The 19,568-nt window shown below is 60.8% G+C and carries 27 protein-coding genes and 3 tRNA genes; 1 reads left to right on the top strand and 29 read right to left on the bottom strand.

Annotated features, from left to right (window positions below; genetic code table 11):
• Position 1 precedes the first annotated feature (1 nt).
• From ShzoTeo12_RS05705 to ShzoTeo12_RS05625, 17 genes are all read right to left on the bottom strand, one after another.
• Positions 2–460, bottom strand: coding sequence for a phage tail tube protein (locus ShzoTeo12_RS05705; protein WP_318911633.1), 459 nt, complete (start codon positions 458–460; stop codon positions 2–4).
• A gap of 258 nt (positions 461–718) precedes the next feature.
• Positions 719–1,243 carry a hypothetical protein gene (locus ShzoTeo12_RS05700; RefSeq protein ID WP_318911632.1) on the bottom strand — a complete coding sequence of 175 codons (525 nt, stop codon included), beginning with the start codon at positions 1,241–1,243 and terminating at the stop codon, positions 719–721.
• Entirely contained in the window at positions 1,243–1,644 is a 402-nt protein-coding gene (locus ShzoTeo12_RS05695) for a DUF3168 domain-containing protein (RefSeq protein WP_318911630.1), read from the bottom strand. The genes ShzoTeo12_RS05700 and ShzoTeo12_RS05695 overlap by 1 nt, the downstream gene beginning before the upstream one ends.
• Positions 1,644–2,267 (bottom strand): putative Ig domain-containing protein, encoded by a 624-nt coding sequence (locus tag ShzoTeo12_RS05690; RefSeq protein WP_318911629.1) that lies wholly within the window; start codon positions 2,265–2,267, stop codon positions 1,644–1,646. The genes ShzoTeo12_RS05695 and ShzoTeo12_RS05690 overlap by 1 nt, the downstream gene beginning before the upstream one ends.
• Before the next feature lie 32 nt (positions 2,268–2,299).
• Positions 2,300–2,926 (bottom strand): hypothetical protein, encoded by a 627-nt coding sequence (locus tag ShzoTeo12_RS05685; protein ID WP_318911628.1) that lies wholly within the window; start codon positions 2,924–2,926, stop codon positions 2,300–2,302.
• A 176-nt stretch (positions 2,927–3,102) separates the two neighbouring features.
• Positions 3,103–3,582 carry a hypothetical protein gene (locus tag ShzoTeo12_RS05680; protein WP_318911626.1) on the bottom strand — a complete coding sequence of 160 codons (480 nt, stop codon included), beginning with the start codon at positions 3,580–3,582 and terminating at the stop codon, positions 3,103–3,105.
• A gap of 11 nt (positions 3,583–3,593) precedes the next feature.
• Complete coding sequence (locus tag ShzoTeo12_RS05675; RefSeq protein ID WP_318911624.1) at positions 3,594–4,031, bottom strand: hypothetical protein; 438 nt, start codon at positions 4,029–4,031, stop codon at positions 3,594–3,596.
• A gap of 31 nt (positions 4,032–4,062) precedes the next feature.
• Positions 4,063–5,373: a phage major capsid protein gene (locus ShzoTeo12_RS05670; protein WP_318911623.1), complete on the bottom strand. Its 1,311-nt coding sequence runs from the start codon at positions 5,371–5,373 to the stop codon at positions 4,063–4,065.
• A gap of 91 nt (positions 5,374–5,464) precedes the next feature.
• Positions 5,465–7,051 carry an HK97 family phage prohead protease gene (locus tag ShzoTeo12_RS05665; RefSeq protein ID WP_318911621.1) on the bottom strand — a complete coding sequence of 529 codons (1,587 nt, stop codon included), beginning with the start codon at positions 7,049–7,051 and terminating at the stop codon, positions 5,465–5,467.
• Between the two features lie 7 nt (positions 7,052–7,058).
• A complete protein-coding gene (locus ShzoTeo12_RS05660) occupies positions 7,059–8,456 on the bottom strand; it encodes a phage portal protein (RefSeq protein WP_318911619.1) in 1,398 nt (465 codons plus the stop codon).
• Positions 8,449–10,155, bottom strand: coding sequence for a terminase TerL endonuclease subunit (locus ShzoTeo12_RS05655; RefSeq protein ID WP_318912378.1), 1,707 nt, complete (start codon positions 10,153–10,155; stop codon positions 8,449–8,451). Before ShzoTeo12_RS05655 ends, ShzoTeo12_RS05660 begins: the two co-directional genes overlap by 8 nt.
• 133 nt (positions 10,156–10,288) lie before the next feature.
• A complete protein-coding gene (locus ShzoTeo12_RS05650) occupies positions 10,289–10,783 on the bottom strand; it encodes a hypothetical protein (RefSeq protein WP_318911618.1) in 495 nt (164 codons plus the stop codon).
• The gene (locus tag ShzoTeo12_RS05645) at positions 10,764–10,979 is read right to left on the bottom strand and encodes a hypothetical protein (RefSeq protein ID WP_318911617.1); all 216 of its coding nucleotides are present in this window, start codon (positions 10,977–10,979) and stop codon (positions 10,764–10,766) included. The genes ShzoTeo12_RS05650 and ShzoTeo12_RS05645 overlap by 20 nt, the downstream gene beginning before the upstream one ends.
• Positions 10,976–11,776, bottom strand: coding sequence for a hypothetical protein (locus ShzoTeo12_RS05640; protein WP_318911616.1), 801 nt, complete (start codon positions 11,774–11,776; stop codon positions 10,976–10,978). Before ShzoTeo12_RS05640 ends, ShzoTeo12_RS05645 begins: the two co-directional genes overlap by 4 nt.
• Before the next feature lie 31 nt (positions 11,777–11,807).
• The gene (locus tag ShzoTeo12_RS05635) at positions 11,808–12,395 is read right to left on the bottom strand and encodes a hypothetical protein (RefSeq protein WP_318911614.1); all 588 of its coding nucleotides are present in this window, start codon (positions 12,393–12,395) and stop codon (positions 11,808–11,810) included.
• Entirely contained in the window at positions 12,395–12,595 is a 201-nt protein-coding gene (locus ShzoTeo12_RS05630; protein WP_318911613.1) for a hypothetical protein, read from the bottom strand. Before ShzoTeo12_RS05630 ends, ShzoTeo12_RS05635 begins: the two co-directional genes overlap by 1 nt.
• A 48-nt stretch (positions 12,596–12,643) precedes the next feature.
• Positions 12,644–12,862, bottom strand: coding sequence for a hypothetical protein (locus ShzoTeo12_RS05625; protein WP_318911612.1), 219 nt, complete (start codon positions 12,860–12,862; stop codon positions 12,644–12,646).
• Between the two features lie 305 nt (positions 12,863–13,167).
• Between ShzoTeo12_RS05625 and ShzoTeo12_RS05620 the strand changes: the two genes are divergently transcribed.
• Positions 13,168–13,632 (top strand): hypothetical protein, encoded by a 465-nt coding sequence (locus tag ShzoTeo12_RS05620; RefSeq protein WP_318911611.1) that lies wholly within the window; start codon positions 13,168–13,170, stop codon positions 13,630–13,632.
• Positions 13,633–13,831: 199 nt separating this feature from the next.
• Here ShzoTeo12_RS05620 and ShzoTeo12_RS05615 read toward each other — a convergent pair.
• The 12 genes from ShzoTeo12_RS05615 to ShzoTeo12_RS05560 form a co-directional block, all read right to left on the bottom strand.
• Positions 13,832–13,919: transfer RNA gene (locus ShzoTeo12_RS05615), tRNA-Ser, on the bottom strand.
• A 1-nt stretch (position 13,920) separates the two neighbouring features.
• Positions 13,921–14,006 (bottom strand) — tRNA-Ser (locus tag ShzoTeo12_RS05610).
• A gap of 78 nt (positions 14,007–14,084) precedes the next feature.
• A tRNA-Gln gene (locus tag ShzoTeo12_RS05605) sits at positions 14,085–14,158 on the bottom strand.
• Between the two features lie 263 nt (positions 14,159–14,421).
• Positions 14,422–14,937, bottom strand: coding sequence for an HD domain-containing protein (locus ShzoTeo12_RS05600; protein ID WP_318911609.1), 516 nt, complete (start codon positions 14,935–14,937; stop codon positions 14,422–14,424).
• Positions 14,938–14,946: 9 nt separating this feature from the next.
• Entirely contained in the window at positions 14,947–15,969 is a 1,023-nt protein-coding gene (locus ShzoTeo12_RS05595; RefSeq protein ID WP_318911607.1) for a DNA polymerase beta superfamily protein, read from the bottom strand.
• Positions 15,966–17,315, bottom strand: coding sequence for an RtcB family protein (locus tag ShzoTeo12_RS05590; RefSeq protein ID WP_318912376.1), 1,350 nt, complete (start codon positions 17,313–17,315; stop codon positions 15,966–15,968). The genes ShzoTeo12_RS05595 and ShzoTeo12_RS05590 overlap by 4 nt, the downstream gene beginning before the upstream one ends.
• A 300-nt stretch (positions 17,316–17,615) precedes the next feature.
• Complete coding sequence (locus ShzoTeo12_RS05585; protein ID WP_318911606.1) at positions 17,616–17,852, bottom strand: hypothetical protein; 237 nt, start codon at positions 17,850–17,852, stop codon at positions 17,616–17,618.
• Positions 17,852–18,073, bottom strand: a complete 222-nt coding sequence (locus ShzoTeo12_RS05580) for a hypothetical protein (RefSeq protein ID WP_318911604.1) — start codon at positions 18,071–18,073, stop codon at positions 17,852–17,854. The genes ShzoTeo12_RS05585 and ShzoTeo12_RS05580 overlap by 1 nt, the downstream gene beginning before the upstream one ends.
• Positions 18,060–18,398, bottom strand: a complete 339-nt coding sequence (locus tag ShzoTeo12_RS05575) for a hypothetical protein (RefSeq protein WP_318911602.1) — start codon at positions 18,396–18,398, stop codon at positions 18,060–18,062. Before ShzoTeo12_RS05575 ends, ShzoTeo12_RS05580 begins: the two co-directional genes overlap by 14 nt.
• The gene (locus ShzoTeo12_RS05570) at positions 18,395–18,820 is read right to left on the bottom strand and encodes a hypothetical protein (protein WP_318911601.1); all 426 of its coding nucleotides are present in this window, start codon (positions 18,818–18,820) and stop codon (positions 18,395–18,397) included. Before ShzoTeo12_RS05570 ends, ShzoTeo12_RS05575 begins: the two co-directional genes overlap by 4 nt.
• A complete protein-coding gene (locus tag ShzoTeo12_RS05565; protein WP_318911599.1) occupies positions 18,817–19,293 on the bottom strand; it encodes a hypothetical protein in 477 nt (158 codons plus the stop codon). The genes ShzoTeo12_RS05570 and ShzoTeo12_RS05565 overlap by 4 nt, the downstream gene beginning before the upstream one ends.
• On the bottom strand, positions 19,290–19,547 hold the full coding sequence (locus ShzoTeo12_RS05560; protein WP_318911598.1) for a hypothetical protein: 258 nt from the start codon (positions 19,545–19,547) through the stop codon (positions 19,290–19,292). Before ShzoTeo12_RS05560 ends, ShzoTeo12_RS05565 begins: the two co-directional genes overlap by 4 nt.
• Between the last annotated feature and the right edge of the window lie 21 nt (positions 19,548–19,568).

The raw sequence follows: 19,568 nt of genomic DNA, 5'->3' as shown, positions 1-19,568 counted from the left end.
CTCACGGGGTATTCGGAAGCATGTACGGCGCGCCGGTCGGCCGGAACGTGACCGGCTGGGTCATGATGCCCTCCGGGGTGATTTCGATATTGCCGATCTGCTGGACGTAGCACTCGGCATAAAGCGATTCCGCGAGGCCGATCGCGGCGGTGTTCATGCGGAACGTGGCGCTCGTGCGGTCCTCCATCTGCTTGCGCAGACCGGTGGTGCCGTTCTGGGTTGGATCAGACGGATCCCACTGCATCGTCGCGGTCCACTCGTCAGCCGTCTTCAGGCCCGGAATGAATTCCGCATAGAAATTCGGGGAATCGAGGTGGGTGGCCGAAATCATGTTGACGGTCACGCCGCCGGCCGAGATCTGGGTGACGTTCGCCATGGTGGCGAACACCTCGGGTGAGGCACCGTCGCCGCGCTGCAGGGTGACGCCGATACCGGCCTTACCGGTCGACTTTTGGCTCATTGGGAAAATCTCCTGTTGGTCGTTGGCGCCGTGAAGGCGCGCGGACGCAGGCCGCCGTTTCCGGTTGCCTAAACGGGGCCGTCGGCCTCGTGCGTTAGCGGGTGTTTTTCGGATTGAAGGTGCTGGCGCCGGTCGCCGGATTGACCCAATGGTCGATCCCGTTCCACGGCCGATACTTCCAGTCACCAACGTCTCTTGATGGTGCCGGCTCGGCCTTCGAAGCCCGCCGGCGCCGCAGTTGCGGCTGTTCGTCCAGGGTTAGCGCCGGCGTCGCGGCGCCTTCTTCATCCTGGAGATTTTCTTGGCCATCGTGCTCCATATAAGCCTCCCGAATGTGCCAGGAACCTTGCTCGCTTCCTCATCGAACGAGGGAATGAGCGAGGGATGTGCCCGCGCGCCCGGGTGTTGCCACCCGCCGCGAAAGTTGGGCTGGAAGTGAGGAGCTGTGCCGAATTCCACGAGATGGAGAAGATACCGCGAGCGCCGCGTCGCCCCGAGACGATACGAGCGCTTGTTCTTCCGCTGGACCCTCTGCTTGCGCACCACGATGCCTTCGTCAACGTGGCCACCAGAACGTGGTACCTTCGGCTGCGGGAACCCGGGATACTTCCCGACGAAGTTTCGAGCCTTCTTCAGCCTGTTCTTCGTCTTTGCCAGCATAGGCCGAAGCGACTGGGTCGCTGCGGCGTCAATCTCAGCCGGCGTGAAGCCCTTCGCGAGTTCGCGTAGATTGGCCACAAGCTCCTTGTCACCCGTGACTCCGGATTTTCGGAACGGCGCCATCAGGGAAGCCTCCACCACACGAAATATTGTCGAAGGATGCGCCGCGCTTCATTGTTGCGATCATTCGAGTCGGTCATGCCCACGCCGGCAAAAAGACAGGTGACGTCCCTGTACCGATCAACCTTCAGATCAAGGACCGCGTCCAAACAAACCATCGCCTGTTGAGCAATTTCGAGCGCCAGATCACCGCTCGGAGCGATCGTCTCGATCGTCACACGATCCTTGTAGTAGCCGCCCGCGCCTTCCGTCGTCGGATGGTCCTTGATGGAGGTCTCGTTCGTGACGATGTACGGGCCATCGACCATCTGCGGAGCCTGGATCGGGTAGATTCTGTTCTGCACCAAGCCCGACACTCCTGGATGACGTGACAGCAGCCGGTTCACGATGATGATCGACGACATCAGGGATCCCCAATCACCAGTTCGAAAGTCGGGAAGGATTCGTGCGCGCCGTTGGCGTCAACCACATCCAACGAAATGGAATAGGTTCCGGCCTGCGTCGGCGTGCCGGCGAGCTCGCCGTTGGTACCGAGCTCAAGACCAGGCGGAATGGCCCCACTCTCGACGATGAAGGAGTATGGCGCCATGCCGCCAGCCACGCTGATCTTCAAGCCGGGATAAGCCTGCCCAACAATGCCCGGTTCGATAGCGCCGGTGATCGCTATTGTGACGGGCTTTCCGCCGAGGGTTCCATCCTGCAGGGTGGCTTCAATGAGGCAGTCAATATGCCGCTGGCCGTCGGGCAGGATGGCCTTGATGTCGTAGACGTTGCCTTCGTGACTGACCTTCATCGTTGCATCGATGCCGGCCACCTCGTCGTACCTGGTTCGGAACTGCCAAACATCCTCAGCGTACCGCTTCTTGCCGACCGGATCGAACTGCTCCTTGCCGCGCTTGACCGCAACTTCGCCGAAAACGTCTGGCCGCCAATCCTGCCAGACAAAATTCGGCTCGTTGCTTCGGGTGACGCCGACCTGCACGCGACGCATCACGGTGAAGAGACAACGTTGGCTGCCAATGCGCATGCATCATTCCTCGCCGGCGCCCGGCAACTTCGCTACATCCAGTCATCGTAACTGACTGGGATTCGGAGAGCCGCTCGGTCGTCAGAAACACCGAAATCGACTTTGCGGTTGACCGCCATCTGCCGAGGCTCGTTGATCGTAGCCTCTGGGTTCTCCAGCGCATGCGCCGCCAACGTCTTGACCAGTCGCTTCAGGCGAAAGGGGTACTCCCGATAGCCGGCGCGATAGGTGACGGAAACCGCGCGCGGACCTGCCACCACACTCGGCCAAGAGCCTATCGCGTGGATTTCTGGGATCAGTTTGCCCTTCTCCACCGTATAGGCGGCCGCAGGCAGATCGTTGGCCGGGCTCCCACCGTCTTCGATGGTGATCGCCTCGACCGAGATCACATCTGGGTATGGAAGCAGAATTGGCCGGCCCGTCGAAGGGAAAGAACGCAGATAGCGCCTCACCTTGCAGGGGAGCACCATCCGATTGAGCTCTCCGGATAGGCCGTGGAGCTTGTCGACCGCCTCATTCAAGGCGTCCGTCATGTTCAGGATCCAGTCGGGATTCGTCCGCAGTCTCGCCGAAAGGCGGAGATGACGCGCGAATTCATCCAGGGTGACGACACTGAGGCCAGTATCACTTGGCCCTTCAATGATCTCGATATCGAGCATGGGTCACCGGGTGCTGTAAGAGCCGCGCCGGCCGACGACCATGTCACGCGTCACGCGCGGGGTATCCTTACCCTGCGGAGCAGGCTTCGGCCCACTCTCAGCCTTGTCAGTAGCCATTGCCACCTCCGGGAATTTGAAGGGCGGACTGAACCGCCCTTCCCTGCCGAGCGCACGGCTCAGATGCTGTCCGCCGTGCCGACCGCGGCGATGGCCTTGGTATTCGGCTGGCGATGATCGCCGTAGAAGACGATGACCGCGCTATAGGCCAGCGTGCCGGCTCCGGACGTTGCGACGGTAACCTGGGAGCGGACGAATTCCCGGGCGCCGGACAGGTCAACGTCAATCTCGGCGGTGCCCTCCTCCGTCGAGCCGCCCGAGTCACCGGTGGCGACCACAGTGGCAGGCACTGCTTCACCAAAGTCCGCAGCACCCGTGCCGGCGGCATCAAGAGCATCCTGGAAATTGCCGGCGAGCGTGAGAGTCTCGCCAGCGGACAGCACCGCCGAGTAGCTGACGATGAGCTTGGCAGAAAGGGCAATACCCTTGTCGCCGAGGCGCCCGACCCACTCGCCGTTCTGTTCGGTTTCGGCAGTCACGCTGCCCAACTGCCGGTCGGAACGGCTATAGGAGCCGCCGAGAAGAAATTTATCGCGCACTGAGGATCTCCTTATGCGTTCTCGCCGGCGTTGCCGGTCGTTTGGGTGGTGTCGCCGGAGCCGTCCGGAGACTTGGCGCCAGAGGCGCGACGAGCGAGTTCATCTCGAATGATGTCGCGCGCAACGTCGGCAGGCTTCTTGTCGGAGAGGTCCGGCAATTCTGCCTTGAGGATCCCCTTTGCGATGACGACCTGCGTTGCCCAATGGAGCGCTTCCCAGTCATCCGGGATCTTGACCTCCTCGGCGTCTTCCGGAGTCTCGGCCGGGGCAGAGGCCGGGGCCGGTGCAAGAGCGACTTCGAAGGTCTCGATGTCATCGGGGATCTCGACGGCGATCAGGGTGCCGTCCTGAATGCCCTTGGCAGCCTGCGCGGGATAGACCCCGAACACCCGCTTGTCGGTGGCGGTATGGACCGGAACGAGTCCGGTCGCTTTTACGACTTTCATCACCTGCTCCTTGCTTGGAGGGTCAGAGGGGCGCTTACGCGCCCCAACGAACCTTTTCGGCCACCGCAACGGCTTCCGTGTAGGCGACGTCGACGTCGGCCTCCATCGACGCCTTGATGAGCGTCAGATCGTTCTGGAACGCCGAGATCGTCTTGCCGTTCTTGACGTAGGTGGCTTCGGTCGAAACGGCGAAGCTGATGCCGGCGCCCTCGCCGAAGTAGATGTCGTCGAAGTTGACGAGGAGCAGTTCACTCTCGTCGGTGGAGGCCCCGCCGTTGATCTTGACCTGCGTGGTCTTGAAGACCGGACGACCGCGCCAGACCGGATTCTCGCCCTGGAGGGTCGGATACAGGAGCTGATCGTTGTTACCGCGAAGGTCGGACAGGAAGCGCAGGGTGCGCGGAGCCATGACCCAGGCAGTGCTGTTCATGATCAGGTCCTTGTTCTCCATGGAGAGTTCAAGGCCGCGTGCGGTGCCTTCGATTTCCGCGATCGAGGGTGCAGTGCCGCCAAGAGCACCGACACGGTGAACGCCCGGAATGCGGGTGATACCGAGCGGTGAGTGGACAGTACCCGGACCGAAGTATGCGGCGCCGTCGAGCGCAACACCCATGGCCAGCGACATGTCACGTTCGACCCACGAACGAACATCGGCGAGCGACCAGCGGATCAGCTGGTTCGTCAGCGGCACGAGCGAGTCGAGGAACTTGGCCACAAGGTTGATGTCCTTGAAGCTCGGCTGGCTCGCCTGGATGGCGTCACCTTCACCGCGCCACTGCGCGGTGGCGCCAGCGGCAGCCGCCGGCAGCTTGTAGGAGCCGGACACCAGGCTGACGTTGCGCGGATTGCCGCGGAGGAACGTGGTGCGGGGACGCAGGAGATCGATGATCTCGCTCGACATGTCCTCCGGCACCAGAACGCCGCCCGAGGCGGCAGCGGACGAGTTCAGGGCGCGGGCGGTCGTGAACTCTTCAGCGACGGCCGCATAACCGGCGTCTTCCATGGTCTTGAAGACGTGTTCGGTACCCTTACCGTACATCTTGTGCGCCTTGGCCATGGAGAAGACCAGCGTGCCAACCTTCTCGGCGGCGGAGAGGTTCTTTTTCACCTGCGCTGGGACCGTGCGCTCCTCGGTGCCTGCCGGTGCATTTGCCGGCTGGCTGGCGCGTGCCTGTGCGGCGGTCGCGCGCTCGAGCGTGTTGATGTCCTTCTCGACACCCTCGATTTCCGCGAGCTTCTGCTCGATCGCCGCCATGTCTTCGGCGGTGGGAGCGTCCTTCTGTATGAGGACGCTGAGTTCGCCGTTCAGCTCTTTCAGCCGGGCGCGAAGCTGTGCCATGTTCATGGATTGTTTCTCCTGTTGGCATAAAAAAAGCCGCCTTTCGGCAGCTTGTGTCCCTTCGGGGTGCCCGGTAGGGAGTTGCGTGTCGTGACGGTTACTCCGCCGCGATCATTCCTTTGGCGATGAGCCGCGCGCGCGTGGCGGCGGCCCGTGCCTTGAGTTCAGCGATTTCGGCCTCGGTCGGCGGAGTCTTCTCGTCACCTTCGACGGTAAGCTCGGGATCTCGCCTTTCCGTAGCGGCCGGCGCCTTGTGGAAGCCGAAAATCTTGCCGATCTTCGCGATCACGCGGTCCGTGATGCTTTCCAACGCTTCGATCTGCTTGGTCGTTTCCGCGATGTCGGTCGTGACGTTGAGCTTCACCGAGAGCTGCTGGACTTCCGTTGAAGCGCTGTCTTTCGGCTCGGGTTCCTGCTCGACCTCGACCGCCTTATCGATCGTGGCGACTTTCTCCCCGACGACCTTTTCGCCCAGACCGCGGGCCGCGGCGATCTCCTCGGCTTCCTCGAAGGACTTCGCAATGATCGCGCCAGAGAGAGTCTTGTCGCCAACCTTGCGTTCAGTGAGGAAGACCATCCCTCGCTCGATCAGCCCGGCGACGGCCTCTTCAGAGAGCCCGTCGGTTTCGTCGATCGCCTTATGCTCTTCGTCTGGCTCGTCACTTTCTGCCGCCTTGACCAGGACAAAACGCTCGGCCTTGATGCCGCGGAACATGCCGCTGTAGTCGTTGGTCAGAAACTCGACGGCGAGTCCGTGGACGCCTTTGAATTCGCCGTCGTCGACGATCCAACTGCCGATGACCTCGCCAGTTGCCTTCGCGAGTACGTCATCGAACGGCGAACCCTTGTTCTCGGGATGCGCGGGATCGAAAGCGACCTTCGCGCCAACATATTCCCTCGCCTCCTCGTCGGTATTCGCCTTGATGGCAAGGGCGCTGCGCTCGACGTGCTTGACCGTAGGCAGGAGGGCTTTCTCCACGACGATCGACGAGCGGTTGCCGCTAAGCTCACGATGCTTGGCGCCATAGGCATCGAGCGGGACAAGCAGCCCTTCAGGCGTCTTGGTGTAGGTGTCGAGGATGTCCTCGATCAGATCCCGCGCAAGCTGGAAGTCGCCGCCGGCGTCCTTCACCATCGCATCTGGCTGCGCTGGAACGGGGACGAGACTGCACTCGATCAGTTCGCACTTGTTGAACCTGAAGCCGCCCGTCCAATCATCATCCTCATCGAGGATGAAGTCGACGTCGCTCCAGTCGGGAATGAACCCGATGGAGACCGTCCGCATCGAGCCAGCCTTGACGTGCCGCGCGGCGCGGTCCGCGTCCTCATCGGTCCCCTCCGGAAGGAAATTGAGAACCCCCTCCAGACGCTTCGGCCGGCCGGTGAGCACCTTCGTGATGTCCGACCAGAGCCCAATTGGCCATGACCGGCTATTGTGGAACAAGAGGCCTTGCGGGTTCTTCTCGAACGCCGTCGTATCGATGCCGCCCTGGACGACGATGTCGCGATAGCGGTCAACGCTTTCCGACGACATGATGAACTTGGCGCTGCGCGTGTCGTCGTTCCACGACGGCGGCGCCTTGAACCCCTTCAGGACGGCCGTGCCGCTCGAAAGATCCTTGACGTGATCCTTGCGCTTCGCGCGAACCTCGTCTGCAGATGCCTTTTTGAATTTCAGCATCATGTGCCTCCTATTTCACGACCCGGAGGCCAACCGCCTTCTCTGGGGGCGTTTCTTCGGTTGATTGATCAGCGTCTTCGTCCGCCTTGTCCTCGTCCGGCTTGTTGTCGGATGCACTATCCTTTGGCGTTGACGCGCCGCCGATCACCACCTGGTTCTTGCTGTCGATGAGTGACATGTTCACCGGCAGAAGCCGGACTTGGCCGGCCCCATTTGGCAGAGGATTGAGCCCGAAGACGGCTCGGGCCTCATCGACCAGGATGATGCCCCGCTCGGCCGCCCGGATGGTTCGTTCGGTCTCCGCCTTCGTGTCCCGGAGAGTCATCTCCGCACGATCGAATTGGAAGAAGTAGGACAGCCGATCGACACGGCTGAGCAACGACTTCGCGAACTGAGCTTCGAAGGCTTCCGCGCGTGGAATGAGCGTGTCGCCGACGTACATTTTCTCCTGCGTCTCGAGGTTCTCGTACTTCGAGCCAGACATCAGGAAGATCTTATGCGGCGGCATGCGGAAGAGGCGGCAGACCTCGTTGATCTGTGCCTCGAATTCCTTGACCAGCTCCATCTCCTGAGGATTGGAAGAGATCTGATCGAACTTGATTCCACCTTCAAGAACAATCGGTTCCTTGATCTTGCGGAACCTGTTCAGCAGCTCTTTGAACTGCTGCCTCAGCCGTTGGAAGATGAGATCAGGAATGGGCTCTTCGTTCTCGCGGGTGAAGACGCCCCGCATCTGCCCCTCGTCCCCGAACAGGTTCTTTCGGTAGTCCGAAAGATTGTTCATGATCTTCAGGGTTTCGCGGCCGGCGGCGAGCGTCGAGAAGCCATCCATGCCGTCGAGCATGCGGGTTCGGACGTGGATCATGTCCTCTTCGGAGAACGTGCGCGAGACACTGCCAAGGAGGGCTTGCTCCTGCATCGTGGAGGCAGTGACCTCATAGAAGACCTCGCGCCCGCTGATCCGCTCCTGCACTCGCCCCGTTTGGAACGGGATCAACTCGAGAACCGTACCGTCGTTCGCGCGGATGATGCCGGCATAGGCGTTATCCGTGAGACACGACCAGTAGACCATCATCTCCATGAAGTTGCGCCAGGTATGGCGCCGGTTGGGCTCAAGCTTGAGGAACGCCGCCATTTCGTTCTGGCGCGGTTCGATGATCCTGGACGTGCCGTTCCGGAGCGTCTGGCGATAGCGGAAGGTCGCCTTCGAAAGATCCTGCGCGATGACGTCGCAGCAGAGCATCAGCGCGCCGATCTGCAGCGCGCCCACGACACCCGTGCCGGCGAGATTGCTCTCCACCCACTCCGAGAACTGCGTCATGGTCATCGTGTCGCCATGGCTCTTCTCGAAGAGCTCAAGCTGGTGCTCGCCCGCAATGAGGGAGAGATCGGTCGAGTTCTCAGGCATTGTCACCTACCGTCTGATCGATCTGATCGAACCCGATCAGGCCGCGATGCTGGTATGGATCGGCAGTTGCCGCTTGCTCTTCGGCAGCAGGCTTCGCCTCATCAGGGTTCATCCGGCAGCCATTGGCGAAGCAGGTTGCGACAAACCCGTCGATCTTCCGCGGCGAGTCCTTCTTGTCCTTGCGCGGCAGGATCTGGCCATTGCCTGTCCGGTCGCCGTAGACATTCTGGATGTTCCAAGCGAGGACGGGGTTGCCGTCGTGCAAGATGCGGCGAGTAGCGACGCGGCCGATGATGTCGTCTGTCGGCGGCGTCATCGTATCCTTATTGTTGGGGTAGACCTTCACCGGAAGGTTCCCATCCCAAAGGTGCCGGACCGTGTTGTGCGCTTGCCGCGGGTCGCAGGCGATGACCTGAACATCGAACATCTCACAGAACTGCTCGACGTGGCTTCGAACCAGGTCATGGTCGGCCAAAGGACCTTCCGTGAGGTAGAGGTAGTTCTCGTCCGCCCAGAGGGACAGATTATCGACCAGATCGGGCAGTTCGGCCGTCGGCGACAACTCTGGCAGATAATACTGGACGAACACCGCGAGCGTGTCGTTTGGCAGTTCGAACATGAGCGAGATGGCGCACATGTCGAGGACTTCAGCCAAGTCGACGCCGATCCAGCACTTCTTGCCGTGGAAGCTCGATAGGTACAGTCCGCGCTGGTAGCAGGCTGCCCAAGCAGCGGCTTCAATCAGCGTCGTGCCGGCGCCGGTCCAGATATTGAACCGGGTGCGCGCCACCTCGCCCCGCTTGTCTGGGCGCAGTTTAAAGGCCTGCGCGACGGATGCGTTGATCTTGATCGGATCAAGGCTGACCCCATACATCGGGTTGGCCTTGGCGATGAGCTCCGGGTTGGTGAGCAGGCGATCCCATTCAATCGCCCGGGTCTCCCTATTCTGGTAGTCGTCGACGTCGAGCGTGTAGACCGCGGCAAAAAAGGTGTAATCCTCCATTCCGCCGAGGAGGACCATTTCCGCCTGCTTCATGAGGTCGAACGCCGGCCCTTCAGGGCGGTAGCCGGCCGTGGTGATCATTCGGCGCTGAGCATTGGGGCGCGCACCGAAGGCCGAGTCCACGACCTTATAGACGCTGGCGGCGCCGGCGTGGCCTTCTTCGAACAGTGCGAGGCTCGGGTTTAAGCCGTCGAGCCGCTCGCCCTGTGACGAGAGCTTGAAGATCCTTCCCTCGCCCTTCGTGATCTCATCGCTCGTGACCCGAAGTTTAAATTCTTCAACGAGTTCCGGGTCGTTCTTCACCATCTTTACGATGTCGCCGAAGAGCGTGTCGTCCGCCTGCTTCGCCGTGGCGGCAGCAATCGGAATTTCCGGCGCCAGGCCACCGGAGCAGCAAAGCTCGTAGAGCGCGGCGCGAGTCGCACGGAGCGATTTGGCGTTCTTTCGCGGGATCAGTTCAAGCGCAGTCTCCACCAGTCGCGTGCCGTTGAGACGGCGTCGGAAGCCTTGGCAGCAGGACTCGATCCAGATCTCAAAGGGCTCGAGAATGATGCTCGGATCGGGGTTCCCGTCCGCATCGATCTGGTTGATCTCCCAGTTGCCGCTCTCGAAATGCCGCAGGCGCTCGCCGAACCGGCAGAAGTCTACCAGATGCTCAGGCGAATAGTAGAACTCGCACTTCGGGTTCTCGGCCATCTCGAGCATACGGAGATAGCGCTTTGCGGCCGCCACCATAAAGCGGTTCGTCGGCAGCCTCCCCGATGCCACGCACTGCGCATAGAGCTCGGCGATGGCCGGGTAATTCGGGATCTCCTCGACTTCGCCGGTCTCAGAGTTTTCCAGGATCAGCGGTTCGATATGGGCGCAATCGGAACGGCGAAGACCGAGAATTACTGAATCCTGACCCTTCGAACCTGCTCTTCGTGCTGCCCGCGATGATTGGCGCGTCTTCTGCAACTCCGAGCATCCTGATTACTGAGGTGCGCTGCTTCAGACTGTCGGCCGTCGGCAATTTGCCGGCGGTGACCCTCTGGTTGATGAGCATGTCAATGAAGCCGAGCGACTCGCAGTGTGCCGAGGTGACCGAAGTCAGCTTCCCTTGATCGAGGAGAAGCTTCGCCCATTTCTGGAAGGTGGCCCTGCCGTGTTCATCGAGTGGCAGACTCGGAACGGGGATCTCGGAGAAGAAGACGCCGGTGACGACGTTCTCCGCTTTGCGCGCGGCGTAGACCGCCTCCGACTGGTCCGGACGGAACGTACCGCGGCGCTTTTTTTCTGCATCAGAGAGACGGTTCTGCCCGCCGCTATTCCGATTTCCCGCCATGCTGCACCCTTGCGCGCTTCCTGCCGTAGAGGCGCTCGCCGATCGAGGCCAGCAGCTCTCGATCCTGCCAGGGCAATTTGCTGTCTCGGATGTTGACGATCAGAATGTCCTGGTCGTGGAAGGCGTTCTTCTTCATCGCCTCGTAGTCGACGGCATTGGGGCCGCGACCCGTTGAACGAAAACCAAGTTGCGTCATGCGTGCATCGCTTCCTTCACCACTTCCCATGCGGCGCCAGTGGAAATCTCGTCGCGCGAGAACTGGCGCCACGCCAGCTCTTCGAGGCGAGCTTTCCTATCCGGCCTCACCACCTGCAGGTCATGCGAGGCGAGGTCGTAGACGATGGATCCTTGATCCTGCGCATGCACCGGCACGCCTGCCATGAGAGCGTCCGTGGCGAAATTGCTGTTGTAGGTCACGACGAGGCCGGCCCCGCTCAACGCCGCCGTCGGATCACCTTCGAGGCGCTCTGCGAACGATACGTGAGGCGGCGCGACGCCGCGCTGAACCTCGACAGGGTGCTGGCGGAACTTGACGTCCCACCCCTGCCTCCAGAGCTCTACTCCGATTTGGCGATACCACTTCAAGATATCGATCCCGATCAGCGCGGTATCGCCGACGACCTGGCCGGCAATCAACGCGTAGCCACCGCCCGGCCGCCAAGGTGCGAGCATCCCACCGAAATGCTCATCGAAGCGGCTCGAGTCATCGACGCGGGCGAAACGAGCCCGACCGTTGAGTCCATCCCAGCCGAGAGACGTCCAATGGAAACGATCTCCAAGGTAGCCGCGCTCCATGACGAGGATCGGCCCGGAAAAGACAGGCCGGATGCGCAGACCCACGCGCCAGGACCAGACCACTGCGAAGTCAGCGTCGGCGGCCGGCGCCGCCTCGAAGTATTCAACTCGGAGGCCGTGCGTGCTCAAGCCGCGCGCCATCGCTGTCAGGTGGTCCTCATGGCTCCGCCCTGGAACCCGGTAGACGGCGGCTTTCACTTCGGAAATGCTCCTGTTTGCGGACTGTCGCTCACGCGAGTTCGAGGGCAAGATCCACTCTCGGCAGCCAAGACAACGTTGAACGATAACCAGCGTTGACCACGGTCACGCCAAACGTGCCGAGCTCGTCTGTCAGTTTCATGAGGTGGCGGCGCCAACCGACGACATCAGAATGTTTGTCAAAACCCGGCTTGTGGGTACCGAACCAATGCATCCGCGCGCCGTCGTCGGTGTAGTCGAGACCGATCAGGACGATACGTCGCGCGCCCGCTTTCGCCGCGATGTGCACGGCCTGATACCCCGAATTCGAGCCAGACCGGATTGCTCCTGGATTGGGATCGAAGCCTTCGATGCCCGTATTCGTCAGCGTGATCACGTCATCAAACGGAACAGCCTCGAGCGACGTCTTTGCGCCCGCGAATCCTGGCACGCCGAAATGCTCGATCCACCACCGGGCGTCGCAGGCGTGCAGATGGTCGGCGAACCAGCACGGATAGACGGCGTCGTTCACCGCGATGACGCTGCACCTTTCCGCGGCGCGGGCGAGGCCGATCGTTCGCACATCATTGACCGTGACGGACGGGCCGCCTGCTATGATTACGACCGTTTCGCGCATCATCACGCCAGCAGGAGGAAAACCAGCCAAGCGAGCAACGTCACGATCAGCGCAAGCGCGCCGGTCACGACGTAGATCAGCATCTCGGCAAGGAACCCACGGGCGAAGCCAAACGGATTCTCCCTGTTGATCCAGAAATGCCAGATCCAAGCGAGCACCGTGATGAAGAACGGCGCCAGCCACCAGCCAATCCAATCGAACATGCGACACCTCATGGAGGCCGGGAAGAGAACCCTTCCGGCGACGCGACCTCAGTCGGCTGGGGTGAAATCGAGATAGTACGACCTGCCAGGTTGAAACTGGATCGCCGCACTCGGATTATCGACGTTCATTCGAAGCTCGCCCCAAGGGGTCGCTGTCGTGAAACGGCCGTCCTCGGACTGGACGTCTTCGGAATAGACGGATTGGAGGAATACCGTGTTGCCCTCCTTGCCCGTGCAGGTGAATTTTGCTCTGACTCGTGCCGTCATCGGCCTTCTCCTTTGTTGGCCCGGTTACCGCCGAGCTCGGGTTGATTTTGGTGCCGCGTTGTCAAATCTACGCTTTGACTTCCGCCGTCTTGCCGTCAGCGAGGAGATTTGTTCTATTGACCCTCAACTTCAGATAGGGGCATCAAACCGATGACTGAGCGCGAAACACGCCCGATGAATCCTGCGCAGATGGAGCAAAAGTCCTTTTCGTCCAGCGCTTTGGCTGCGGCGCTGCAAAACAGGCCGACGGAACCTGCGGCTCCGGCAGCCGCTCCGGCTCCTCAGCCCCAGGCGTCCGAAAAGAAATGATCGAATGGCTCTCGAAGCTTTCCGTAGTTGACGCGGCTACGATTTTGACTGCGGTTGGCGCGATCGCCGTGCTTTGGTATAGCGCTCGCGCCAACACCCTCGCCGCGAACGCGCACAGCCTTCAAATAACTTACGATTTCCTCGACCGCACGCGATCGCATATCGCCGCTATCCGAGACGCCACGGACTCGCAAACATATAAAAGCGCTTTTGAATCGACGCTCGACTTCTTCGAAGCCGCATCGCACGGCATCAATAACCAGCTGCTACCAAAGCCAGCATCTACCCTGATGACCGCGAATCTCGCGAACTACATTGCGGTGATAGAGCTCACTGAGGCCGCGCACGGCCTGAAGATACCAACCAGTGATGTTTACGCCGAACTCGCCAAATTCACCACGCGCAACAGGCCGCGTATCAACGAATCAAAAAAAGAACAGAAGAAGGCGCTCAATCTCTGAGGTGCTGGTTGATTCGAGGCTGGGGCTTCCCCACTCCGCGCCGTAGACCGGTATGTGACCCGTTCCGCGCCTCGCTATCAGGCTTGTGACCTCCTGTTGGAGCGCCTTGCCTGCCGGTTCTCAGTATCGCCATCCAAACCGTTCAACCGGAAACGGGCCTTGGTCGCGGCCGGGGAGTGTGCCGGCGCTCGTGAAACTTTGGCGGTATCGATGGGAATCGAACCCATGGAACGGTTGCCCGTCCTACGGCTTAGCAGGCCGCTGCATTACCTCTCTGCCACGATACCGTGGCGGAAGGTGGAGGGATCGAACCCCTAACCGTTAGGTTACCCTGGTTTTCAAGACCAGTTGCCGGCCATTCGACGGCACCTTCCGCACAAGCGCAATCAACCCGTTATCGGGACGACTGACTGCTCGAAGAAGGTGACATCGAAAAGATCATGGCGGTGTCCTGGATGGAGCGGCTGGACTCGAACCAGCGATACCGGGACCAAAACCCGGCGCCTTACCGCTTGGCGACGCTCCAGAGTTTTGTGGATCGTTGATTCGGTTCTCGTGGAAACCAGTAGATTCGAGGGTGATTTGAGTCGTGTTTCGCCGGCGGCGCAACAGCAGGTTCGAATTTAATTTTGATTGATGAAGTAGCCGAGATTAAATCGGACGTTACGCGACATGCATTTCGGGTCGATTTCGACCATGCCGAATTAATTTCTATTGAATCTCGCATGTGTCGGCGAAAACGCGGTAAATCCTGCACGCCTTTCAGCAACATCTATCAATGCCGCCGTTTTACGCCACAAGCTCTGAGGCCATCGCCCACAGTGTCGCATCGCCTTCCATCAGGAGCGGGAGCAGCAGCCTCTTTTCCTCTCGGTACACCGTCCAGAAATGCGGATCAGCGGACCCAATCGATCGTGAGTTGTCGATGAGGTCCGCCAGCTTGATCGTCTTGGCCGCCGGCGGCGCAAGAGCGGTGTGCGCGCGATCGAGCGCTTTCCTTGCGGCTCGATTGCCGTGAAAGGGCGTCGAGACGTCAGTTAGCCACGCGACCAGCGTCGCGACGGTGGCGCCGAAGCTTTCCTTGATGTCCAGCAAGGTGACGTCAGTATCTTCGACCGTGTCGTGAAGCAGCGCCGCGGCGATCATCTCCGGGGTATGCGGCACAGATCGAACGATCTCCGCGACGGCGACGGGGTGCACGATGTACGGCTGCCCATCGTACTTGCGCAGTTGGGCGCCATGCGCCGTCGTGGCGAACCGTAAGGCGTGTTTCTCCATATCTGCCGCGCGCTTGTCGATCTTCATGGGTTCACCTCACTCGGCATTGAAACGCGACACTGGATATGCCCGCGGAACGCGACGAAGCACCTCCGCCTCGTGGACATATTCGACGAAATCGCTGATCCAATCATGATCAGGCTCCTCCGGCAGAGTCGACTCTGCCGCAGCTTGCTCGACACGCTCGAGCAAGCTCTCGATCTCGGCAGCAACATCCTGGTAGAGCAGCTTTCCAAGTTTGATATCGACGATATGCGTCGCTTTGGGCAGCGGGAAGGTCACATGACCGGTGGAGAGCAACTCGACAGCCTCCTCCCCCACCCGGACAGCATGGGACAGCGCCTTCCAGTCTACTCCCTGCTGCGTCTCGGCCATCAAAGCCCGCCGGCCGTATTCATCGACCACCCGCTGCATGATGTCTCGAGCGTTTTTGATGGAGGCCGTGAACGGCATCTTGCGATCGCAGACCTCCCATTGCTCAACCCGCTGGCCGTGCGGAGTGACGTCTTCGACGATCGACATGTGCTGATAGGAGCCGACCATCGCTTTCACCTTTGCGCCGACGACGGCCAGCTTTTCGGCGGCGCCGTGAGTTTCGATCGCACCGTTCAGCATGGCGAGGGCTGCGCGGGAGGATGCGACACGCGATCCCCGGATCCCATACTTGTTTGCCTGGGTGCGAGCGTATCCGATGAAGGCTGCCGATTTCCTTGTCAGGAGTCGGTGCCGGTTCGCGATGATCTCCCGCCACTCCCATGCCGGCTCACCCTCGATCGCATATTCTGGAGCGAAGAGCATATCGAGCGCCATCGTCTGCCCTTCGGCAGCCAGCTGGAGGAACTTCTGGAGGCTGATTTGCTCCTCATCCACCTCGCCGGCGTAATTCTTCTCGCCAGTGGCCTTCGGCCGCGCGTTGCTGAGCGTCTTCGGTGCTTGCTGCAGAAGAATAGCCCGCGCCGACGGCACGAACACGCTCTTGAAGTCCAAGTCCGATTCCGGCGTGGCTGTCCCATAAAGGTGACTGCCGAACTTCATCCGGACGATTGTGCGGATGCTCATTTCTTCCTCCAAGGGGCGTTTTTCTCCCAATCGCCGGCCATGATGCAGCCATACGGGATAACCTCGTCGACGACGTCTGCAAGCCCGAATTCATCAATTTGGGCACGGACCGCCGCCGCATTCTTGTAGGCGCTCGGGAGCTCGGAGATATCCGGAATGCCCATGAAGAACCGGGCATCAATCCCCTTCGTCTCCTCGGCGAAGATTTCGGCCTCGGTCCTCCCCTCCATCAGGCGCCTGTGCTGCGTCCTGGAGAAGTTCCGGCCAGCGCCGTGCGGCGAGAAACCAAGCCCATTATCCGCGTTCCGGCCGCGGACGATGAGGATCGGCTCTGCCATGTTCAGCGGGATGATGGTCAGGTCCGTTGCGTCGGCCGCCCACCCATCGAACGCCGGCGTGGCTCCCTTCGCGTGATAGAAGAGACCATCCGATTTCCGGAAGACGAAATTGTGCTCGTTCCAGAAGCGTGCGCCCGCGCGCCCGCCGCTCTCGAGGAGAGCCATGTCATGGATCGCGAAATGGCTATCCTTCGTCCACTGCCGGATCGCCTGAAGCGCCTCCCAATAGAGTTCGCCGTCGCGCGTGTTCGCCGGAATCCACGCGTTCTGTTTCAAGGTGTCCGGTGAAAGCTGCTGGCGATATCGCTCGGCAACCCTCATTCCAGCCTTGTAGAGCGCGGCGCCCGGGCCGCGAGAACCATGGTGGGTGACAAGCGTGGTCTCGCCAGTCGATCGAAGCGTGCCGACGTAGGCGAAGTGATTGCCATCGCCCTGAGTCCCGAAGTGCGTCGGAGACAGAGTGCGAGCGTCACGAAGGAACGGATTGTTGATGTCGAGCTCCGTCACGTTCCCGACGCCAACCTTCCGGCCACCTGGTCCGAAGTGGGTCACGCGGTGGACAGCATCGAGCAGTTCGGCCGGGCTTGCACCCTTCACCACGGTCAGAGCCATTGAACAGCAGATATCAGCGGAGTGCATGCCCGGATGGATCGCCCTGGATGCCACCACCCCTCCAACCGGAATGGTTCCGCGCGGCCCCGCTGGGCAGGCGTCAGGCATCACGGCGCCGGCCGTGACAACGGGCGTCCTCATCAGTTCTTCCATCGTGTCGAAGACCGCTGAGACGTTAGCCGCCTCATGGGGGTTTTCAGCTCGGATGTTCATCTGGAACATTGGCACGACGTCACGCAGAGGTAATTGCGGCGCAGGCTGATATTCGGTGATCACTGCCGGAATGACCTTCTCTCGGTCGAGACCCTCGGCGATCAGCTTATTGGCTGTCGCAATCGCCTCAGGAAACCATCGTCCGGGCTTGGCGCCGGCGTCGATGAGATCCTTTCCAGTCACTTCAGTCATGTCGGCCTCCGATAAAGCGTGTAAGCATGCAGATGGGATCGCCGCAGGCGGTGCGATGAATTTCGTACTCCCAGCGCTCCCCGCATGTGGTCCTGGCGATTTCGTCGAGCATCGCGCAGCCGTCATCAAACGCTGGCGACCGTAGGCCCGGAAAGTCGCTTCTAGTCGAGATCACAGTCCGACAATATTCGAACGAGGATGGGTCTCGCCTCCACTCTTGGAATAGCTCGACAATTCGTTGTTGCAAGCGCCGCATCTCCTTTTCGAGATGCCCGGCTTTCTCCACGCTGCTCATTTCACCTCCAAGCGCCGGATCAGTTCCGGAACAATCACATGCCACATGGTGGCATCGTATACGGGCTCGCCGGGTGCGAACCGGATTGGCTCCATCTGCCGGGCGTAGAATTTCGCGGTGGCCACGAGGCTCGCATTCGACATTCTGACGAACTGGTCCTGGCTCTCTCGAAGCCACTCCGCCGCCGCTTCCGCGCGCTCTTGCGCCTCTGGCCTCAGTCGAAAGAGACTCATCAAAACAGCTCCATCTGAGGTGGCCGAAGATCAATCGCGTCAGCCTCGCGGCGCGCCTTGTCAGACCATGATTGCAGTTCGGCGGAGAACTCGCATTGGTTGGAGGCTCGGGCAGCAGCTTCGCGCGCCAGCACTTCGGCATAGAAACGGAGGAAGGTTTTGGTTTCTTCTGGCGTCCACTCACTTCGATCGGCTGGAAGCGTCCGCTTAGTCGTCGTCATCGATCGAGCACATCATGAGGAACTTCAAGGCCAGAGGATCCCCGGCGATCGCCTTCCGGGTTGCCACCTCCCCCATGAGGGCACCTTCCGGCTCCCCCTCAAAGAGCGGCATGAACTCGGCCAGTGCTTCGGCCTCTGCGTCGAGCTCGGCAGCCAACTCCCGTTCCCGATCCGCGGCATCCGCCATCGCTTTGTCGAGATCCTCAAAGGTGATCTCCGGAAACCTCTGGACGAGTGCATCCTCGAGTTTCTTCCGTCCCTCGAACGCCTCCGAGCCATACATGATGAAGTCGACGAGTTCGTTGTGCCTGGCAGCCGAGATCATTGATTGCCCTCACCTAATTCGACTACGACGTCGACGATGGTCGCGATCGGCTCGAAAGTGCCGTCTTCCCTCTGCACCGCAAACGCGCCGGGCTGAAGCGCCTCGTGCTGGCCTGCATCGATCGCTTTAGTCTCAAGGGCATCCTGCAACAGGAAACACGCCAGCTCATGCAGAGCCGCCTGCGTGGCTGCGTCCTTCACGGCCGGCGCTCCGAGATCGGTCCACTTGATGGCCTTGCAGACCCGGATCAGTCGGCTCAGGCGCCTTGAGGCAGCCATCGCGAGCAACCGGCTGTCGCTTTCTTCGTAGCTGAGCACCTTCGAAACGACCGCACTGACAATCTTCTCGTATTCCTCGTCGTCGAGCCAGATGGAGCGCAGGCCGAGCGAGTCTTTCGCCGCGGCGATGAGTTCGTTGATCATGCAATGAGATCCTTTGGCGTGAACCGACAATATTCTTCGTGCCCCTTCAGCCGTGTCAGCCAGGAACATCCTGGGCAGATCGGTTCTCGGCCTGCGTCACGGAGGCGCGTCCGGCCGATTGGGATCTTCACATGGCCGTTGCCGCCCTTGTTCGGCTCGAACACGTATTCTTCCGAAGAGTCAGGGGCCTGCGGTTCGACAAAGAGGAGCACCTTCGAGCCGAGCATCTTGATGACTGTCGCGGGGAAGTCGCCAAAGACCGGTTCCTCAATGCCATAAGGATGTCCTTGCTCCTCGTATTGGATGAAGAGCCTCGCCCAAACAGCATCGCCAGGCAGGTAGACCGGGCGGCGCCATACGCACTTCCACTTGATCGACGTGATGCCGAGGCCCTTCACCTTCGCTTTGATGTTCTCGCGGGCTTGGCAAAAGCCGGCGCCATGAACGCACCCGCGGCATGTCTGATAGGTCATTTTCGTGTCCTGCGACCGAACCTGCGCTGATATCGGCGCGCGATCTCGGTGAAGTGCGCCCACTGCTCGTCGGAATAGAAGATCGTCTGGTGGTGCTCACCGCCGCGAAGCTCGTCTCGGATACCGTCTGGCTCGTGTCGAGGCTTGCGTTTCAACCTCGCCAAGGCGTCTTTGAAGATCGCGTATTGCCTGCTCCGGTAGTGGCGACCGTCGGAAACCCGCCAGACCGTGATCGTCACCCGCTCGATGCTCATTTGCGGTCGCTCGTTCGGAGG

It is taken from the genome of Shinella zoogloeoides (assembly GCF_033705735.1).
GTDB classification, from domain to species: domain Bacteria; phylum Pseudomonadota; class Alphaproteobacteria; order Rhizobiales; family Rhizobiaceae; genus Shinella; species Shinella zoogloeoides_A.
Note: the sequence above shows the minus strand (reverse complement) of the source record. Positions and strands in the feature narration are given on the sequence as shown.

Excerpts from the sequence above, each read along its gene's own strand:
- ShzoTeo12_RS05600 (WP_318911609.1), bottom strand. The coding sequence starts at position 14,937 with ATGAAGATCGACAAGCGCGCGGCAGATATGGAGAAACACGCCTTACGG.
- ShzoTeo12_RS05635 (WP_318911614.1), bottom strand. The coding sequence starts at position 12,395 with ATGATGCGCGAAACGGTCGTAATCATAGCAGGCGGCCCGTCCGTCACG.
- ShzoTeo12_RS05570 (WP_318911601.1), bottom strand. The coding sequence starts at position 18,820 with ATGATCAACGAACTCATCGCCGCGGCGAAAGACTCGCTCGGCCTGCGC.
- ShzoTeo12_RS05685 (WP_318911628.1), bottom strand. The coding sequence starts at position 2,926 with ATGCTCGATATCGAGATCATTGAAGGGCCAAGTGATACTGGCCTCAGT.
- ShzoTeo12_RS05620 (WP_318911611.1), top strand. The coding sequence starts at position 13,168 with ATGATCGAATGGCTCTCGAAGCTTTCCGTAGTTGACGCGGCTACGATT.
- ShzoTeo12_RS05560 (WP_318911598.1), bottom strand. The coding sequence starts at position 19,547 with ATGAGCATCGAGCGGGTGACGATCACGGTCTGGCGGGTTTCCGACGGT.
- ShzoTeo12_RS05670 (WP_318911623.1), bottom strand. The coding sequence starts at position 5,373 with ATGAACATGGCACAGCTTCGCGCCCGGCTGAAAGAGCTGAACGGCGAA.
- ShzoTeo12_RS05630 (WP_318911613.1), bottom strand. The coding sequence starts at position 12,595 with ATGTTCGATTGGATTGGCTGGTGGCTGGCGCCGTTCTTCATCACGGTG.
- ShzoTeo12_RS05690 (WP_318911629.1), bottom strand. The coding sequence starts at position 2,267 with ATGCGCATTGGCAGCCAACGTTGTCTCTTCACCGTGATGCGTCGCGTG.
- ShzoTeo12_RS05705 (WP_318911633.1), bottom strand. The coding sequence starts at position 460 with ATGAGCCAAAAGTCGACCGGTAAGGCCGGTATCGGCGTCACCCTGCAG.
- ShzoTeo12_RS05585 (WP_318911606.1), bottom strand. The coding sequence starts at position 17,852 with ATGAGTCTCTTTCGACTGAGGCCAGAGGCGCAAGAGCGCGCGGAAGCG.
- ShzoTeo12_RS05645 (WP_318911617.1), bottom strand. The coding sequence starts at position 10,979 with ATGACGCAACTTGGTTTTCGTTCAACGGGTCGCGGCCCCAATGCCGTC.
- ShzoTeo12_RS05700 (WP_318911632.1), bottom strand. The coding sequence starts at position 1,243 with ATGGCGCCGTTCCGAAAATCCGGAGTCACGGGTGACAAGGAGCTTGTG.
- ShzoTeo12_RS05655 (WP_318912378.1), bottom strand. The coding sequence starts at position 10,155 with ATGGCCGAGAACCCGAAGTGCGAGTTCTACTATTCGCCTGAGCATCTG.
- ShzoTeo12_RS05565 (WP_318911599.1), bottom strand. The coding sequence starts at position 19,293 with ATGACCTATCAGACATGCCGCGGGTGCGTTCATGGCGCCGGCTTTTGC.
- ShzoTeo12_RS05665 (WP_318911621.1), bottom strand. The coding sequence starts at position 7,051 with ATGATGCTGAAATTCAAAAAGGCATCTGCAGACGAGGTTCGCGCGAAG.
- ShzoTeo12_RS05595 (WP_318911607.1), bottom strand. The coding sequence starts at position 15,969 with ATGAGCATCCGCACAATCGTCCGGATGAAGTTCGGCAGTCACCTTTAT.
- ShzoTeo12_RS05695 (WP_318911630.1), bottom strand. The coding sequence starts at position 1,644 with ATGTCGTCGATCATCATCGTGAACCGGCTGCTGTCACGTCATCCAGGA.
- ShzoTeo12_RS05625 (WP_318911612.1), bottom strand. The coding sequence starts at position 12,862 with ATGACGGCACGAGTCAGAGCAAAATTCACCTGCACGGGCAAGGAGGGC.
- ShzoTeo12_RS05660 (WP_318911619.1), bottom strand. The coding sequence starts at position 8,456 with ATGCCTGAGAACTCGACCGATCTCTCCCTCATTGCGGGCGAGCACCAG.
- ShzoTeo12_RS05650 (WP_318911618.1), bottom strand. The coding sequence starts at position 10,783 with ATGGCGGGAAATCGGAATAGCGGCGGGCAGAACCGTCTCTCTGATGCA.
- ShzoTeo12_RS05580 (WP_318911604.1), bottom strand. The coding sequence starts at position 18,073 with ATGACGACGACTAAGCGGACGCTTCCAGCCGATCGAAGTGAGTGGACG.
- ShzoTeo12_RS05575 (WP_318911602.1), bottom strand. The coding sequence starts at position 18,398 with ATGATCTCGGCTGCCAGGCACAACGAACTCGTCGACTTCATCATGTAT.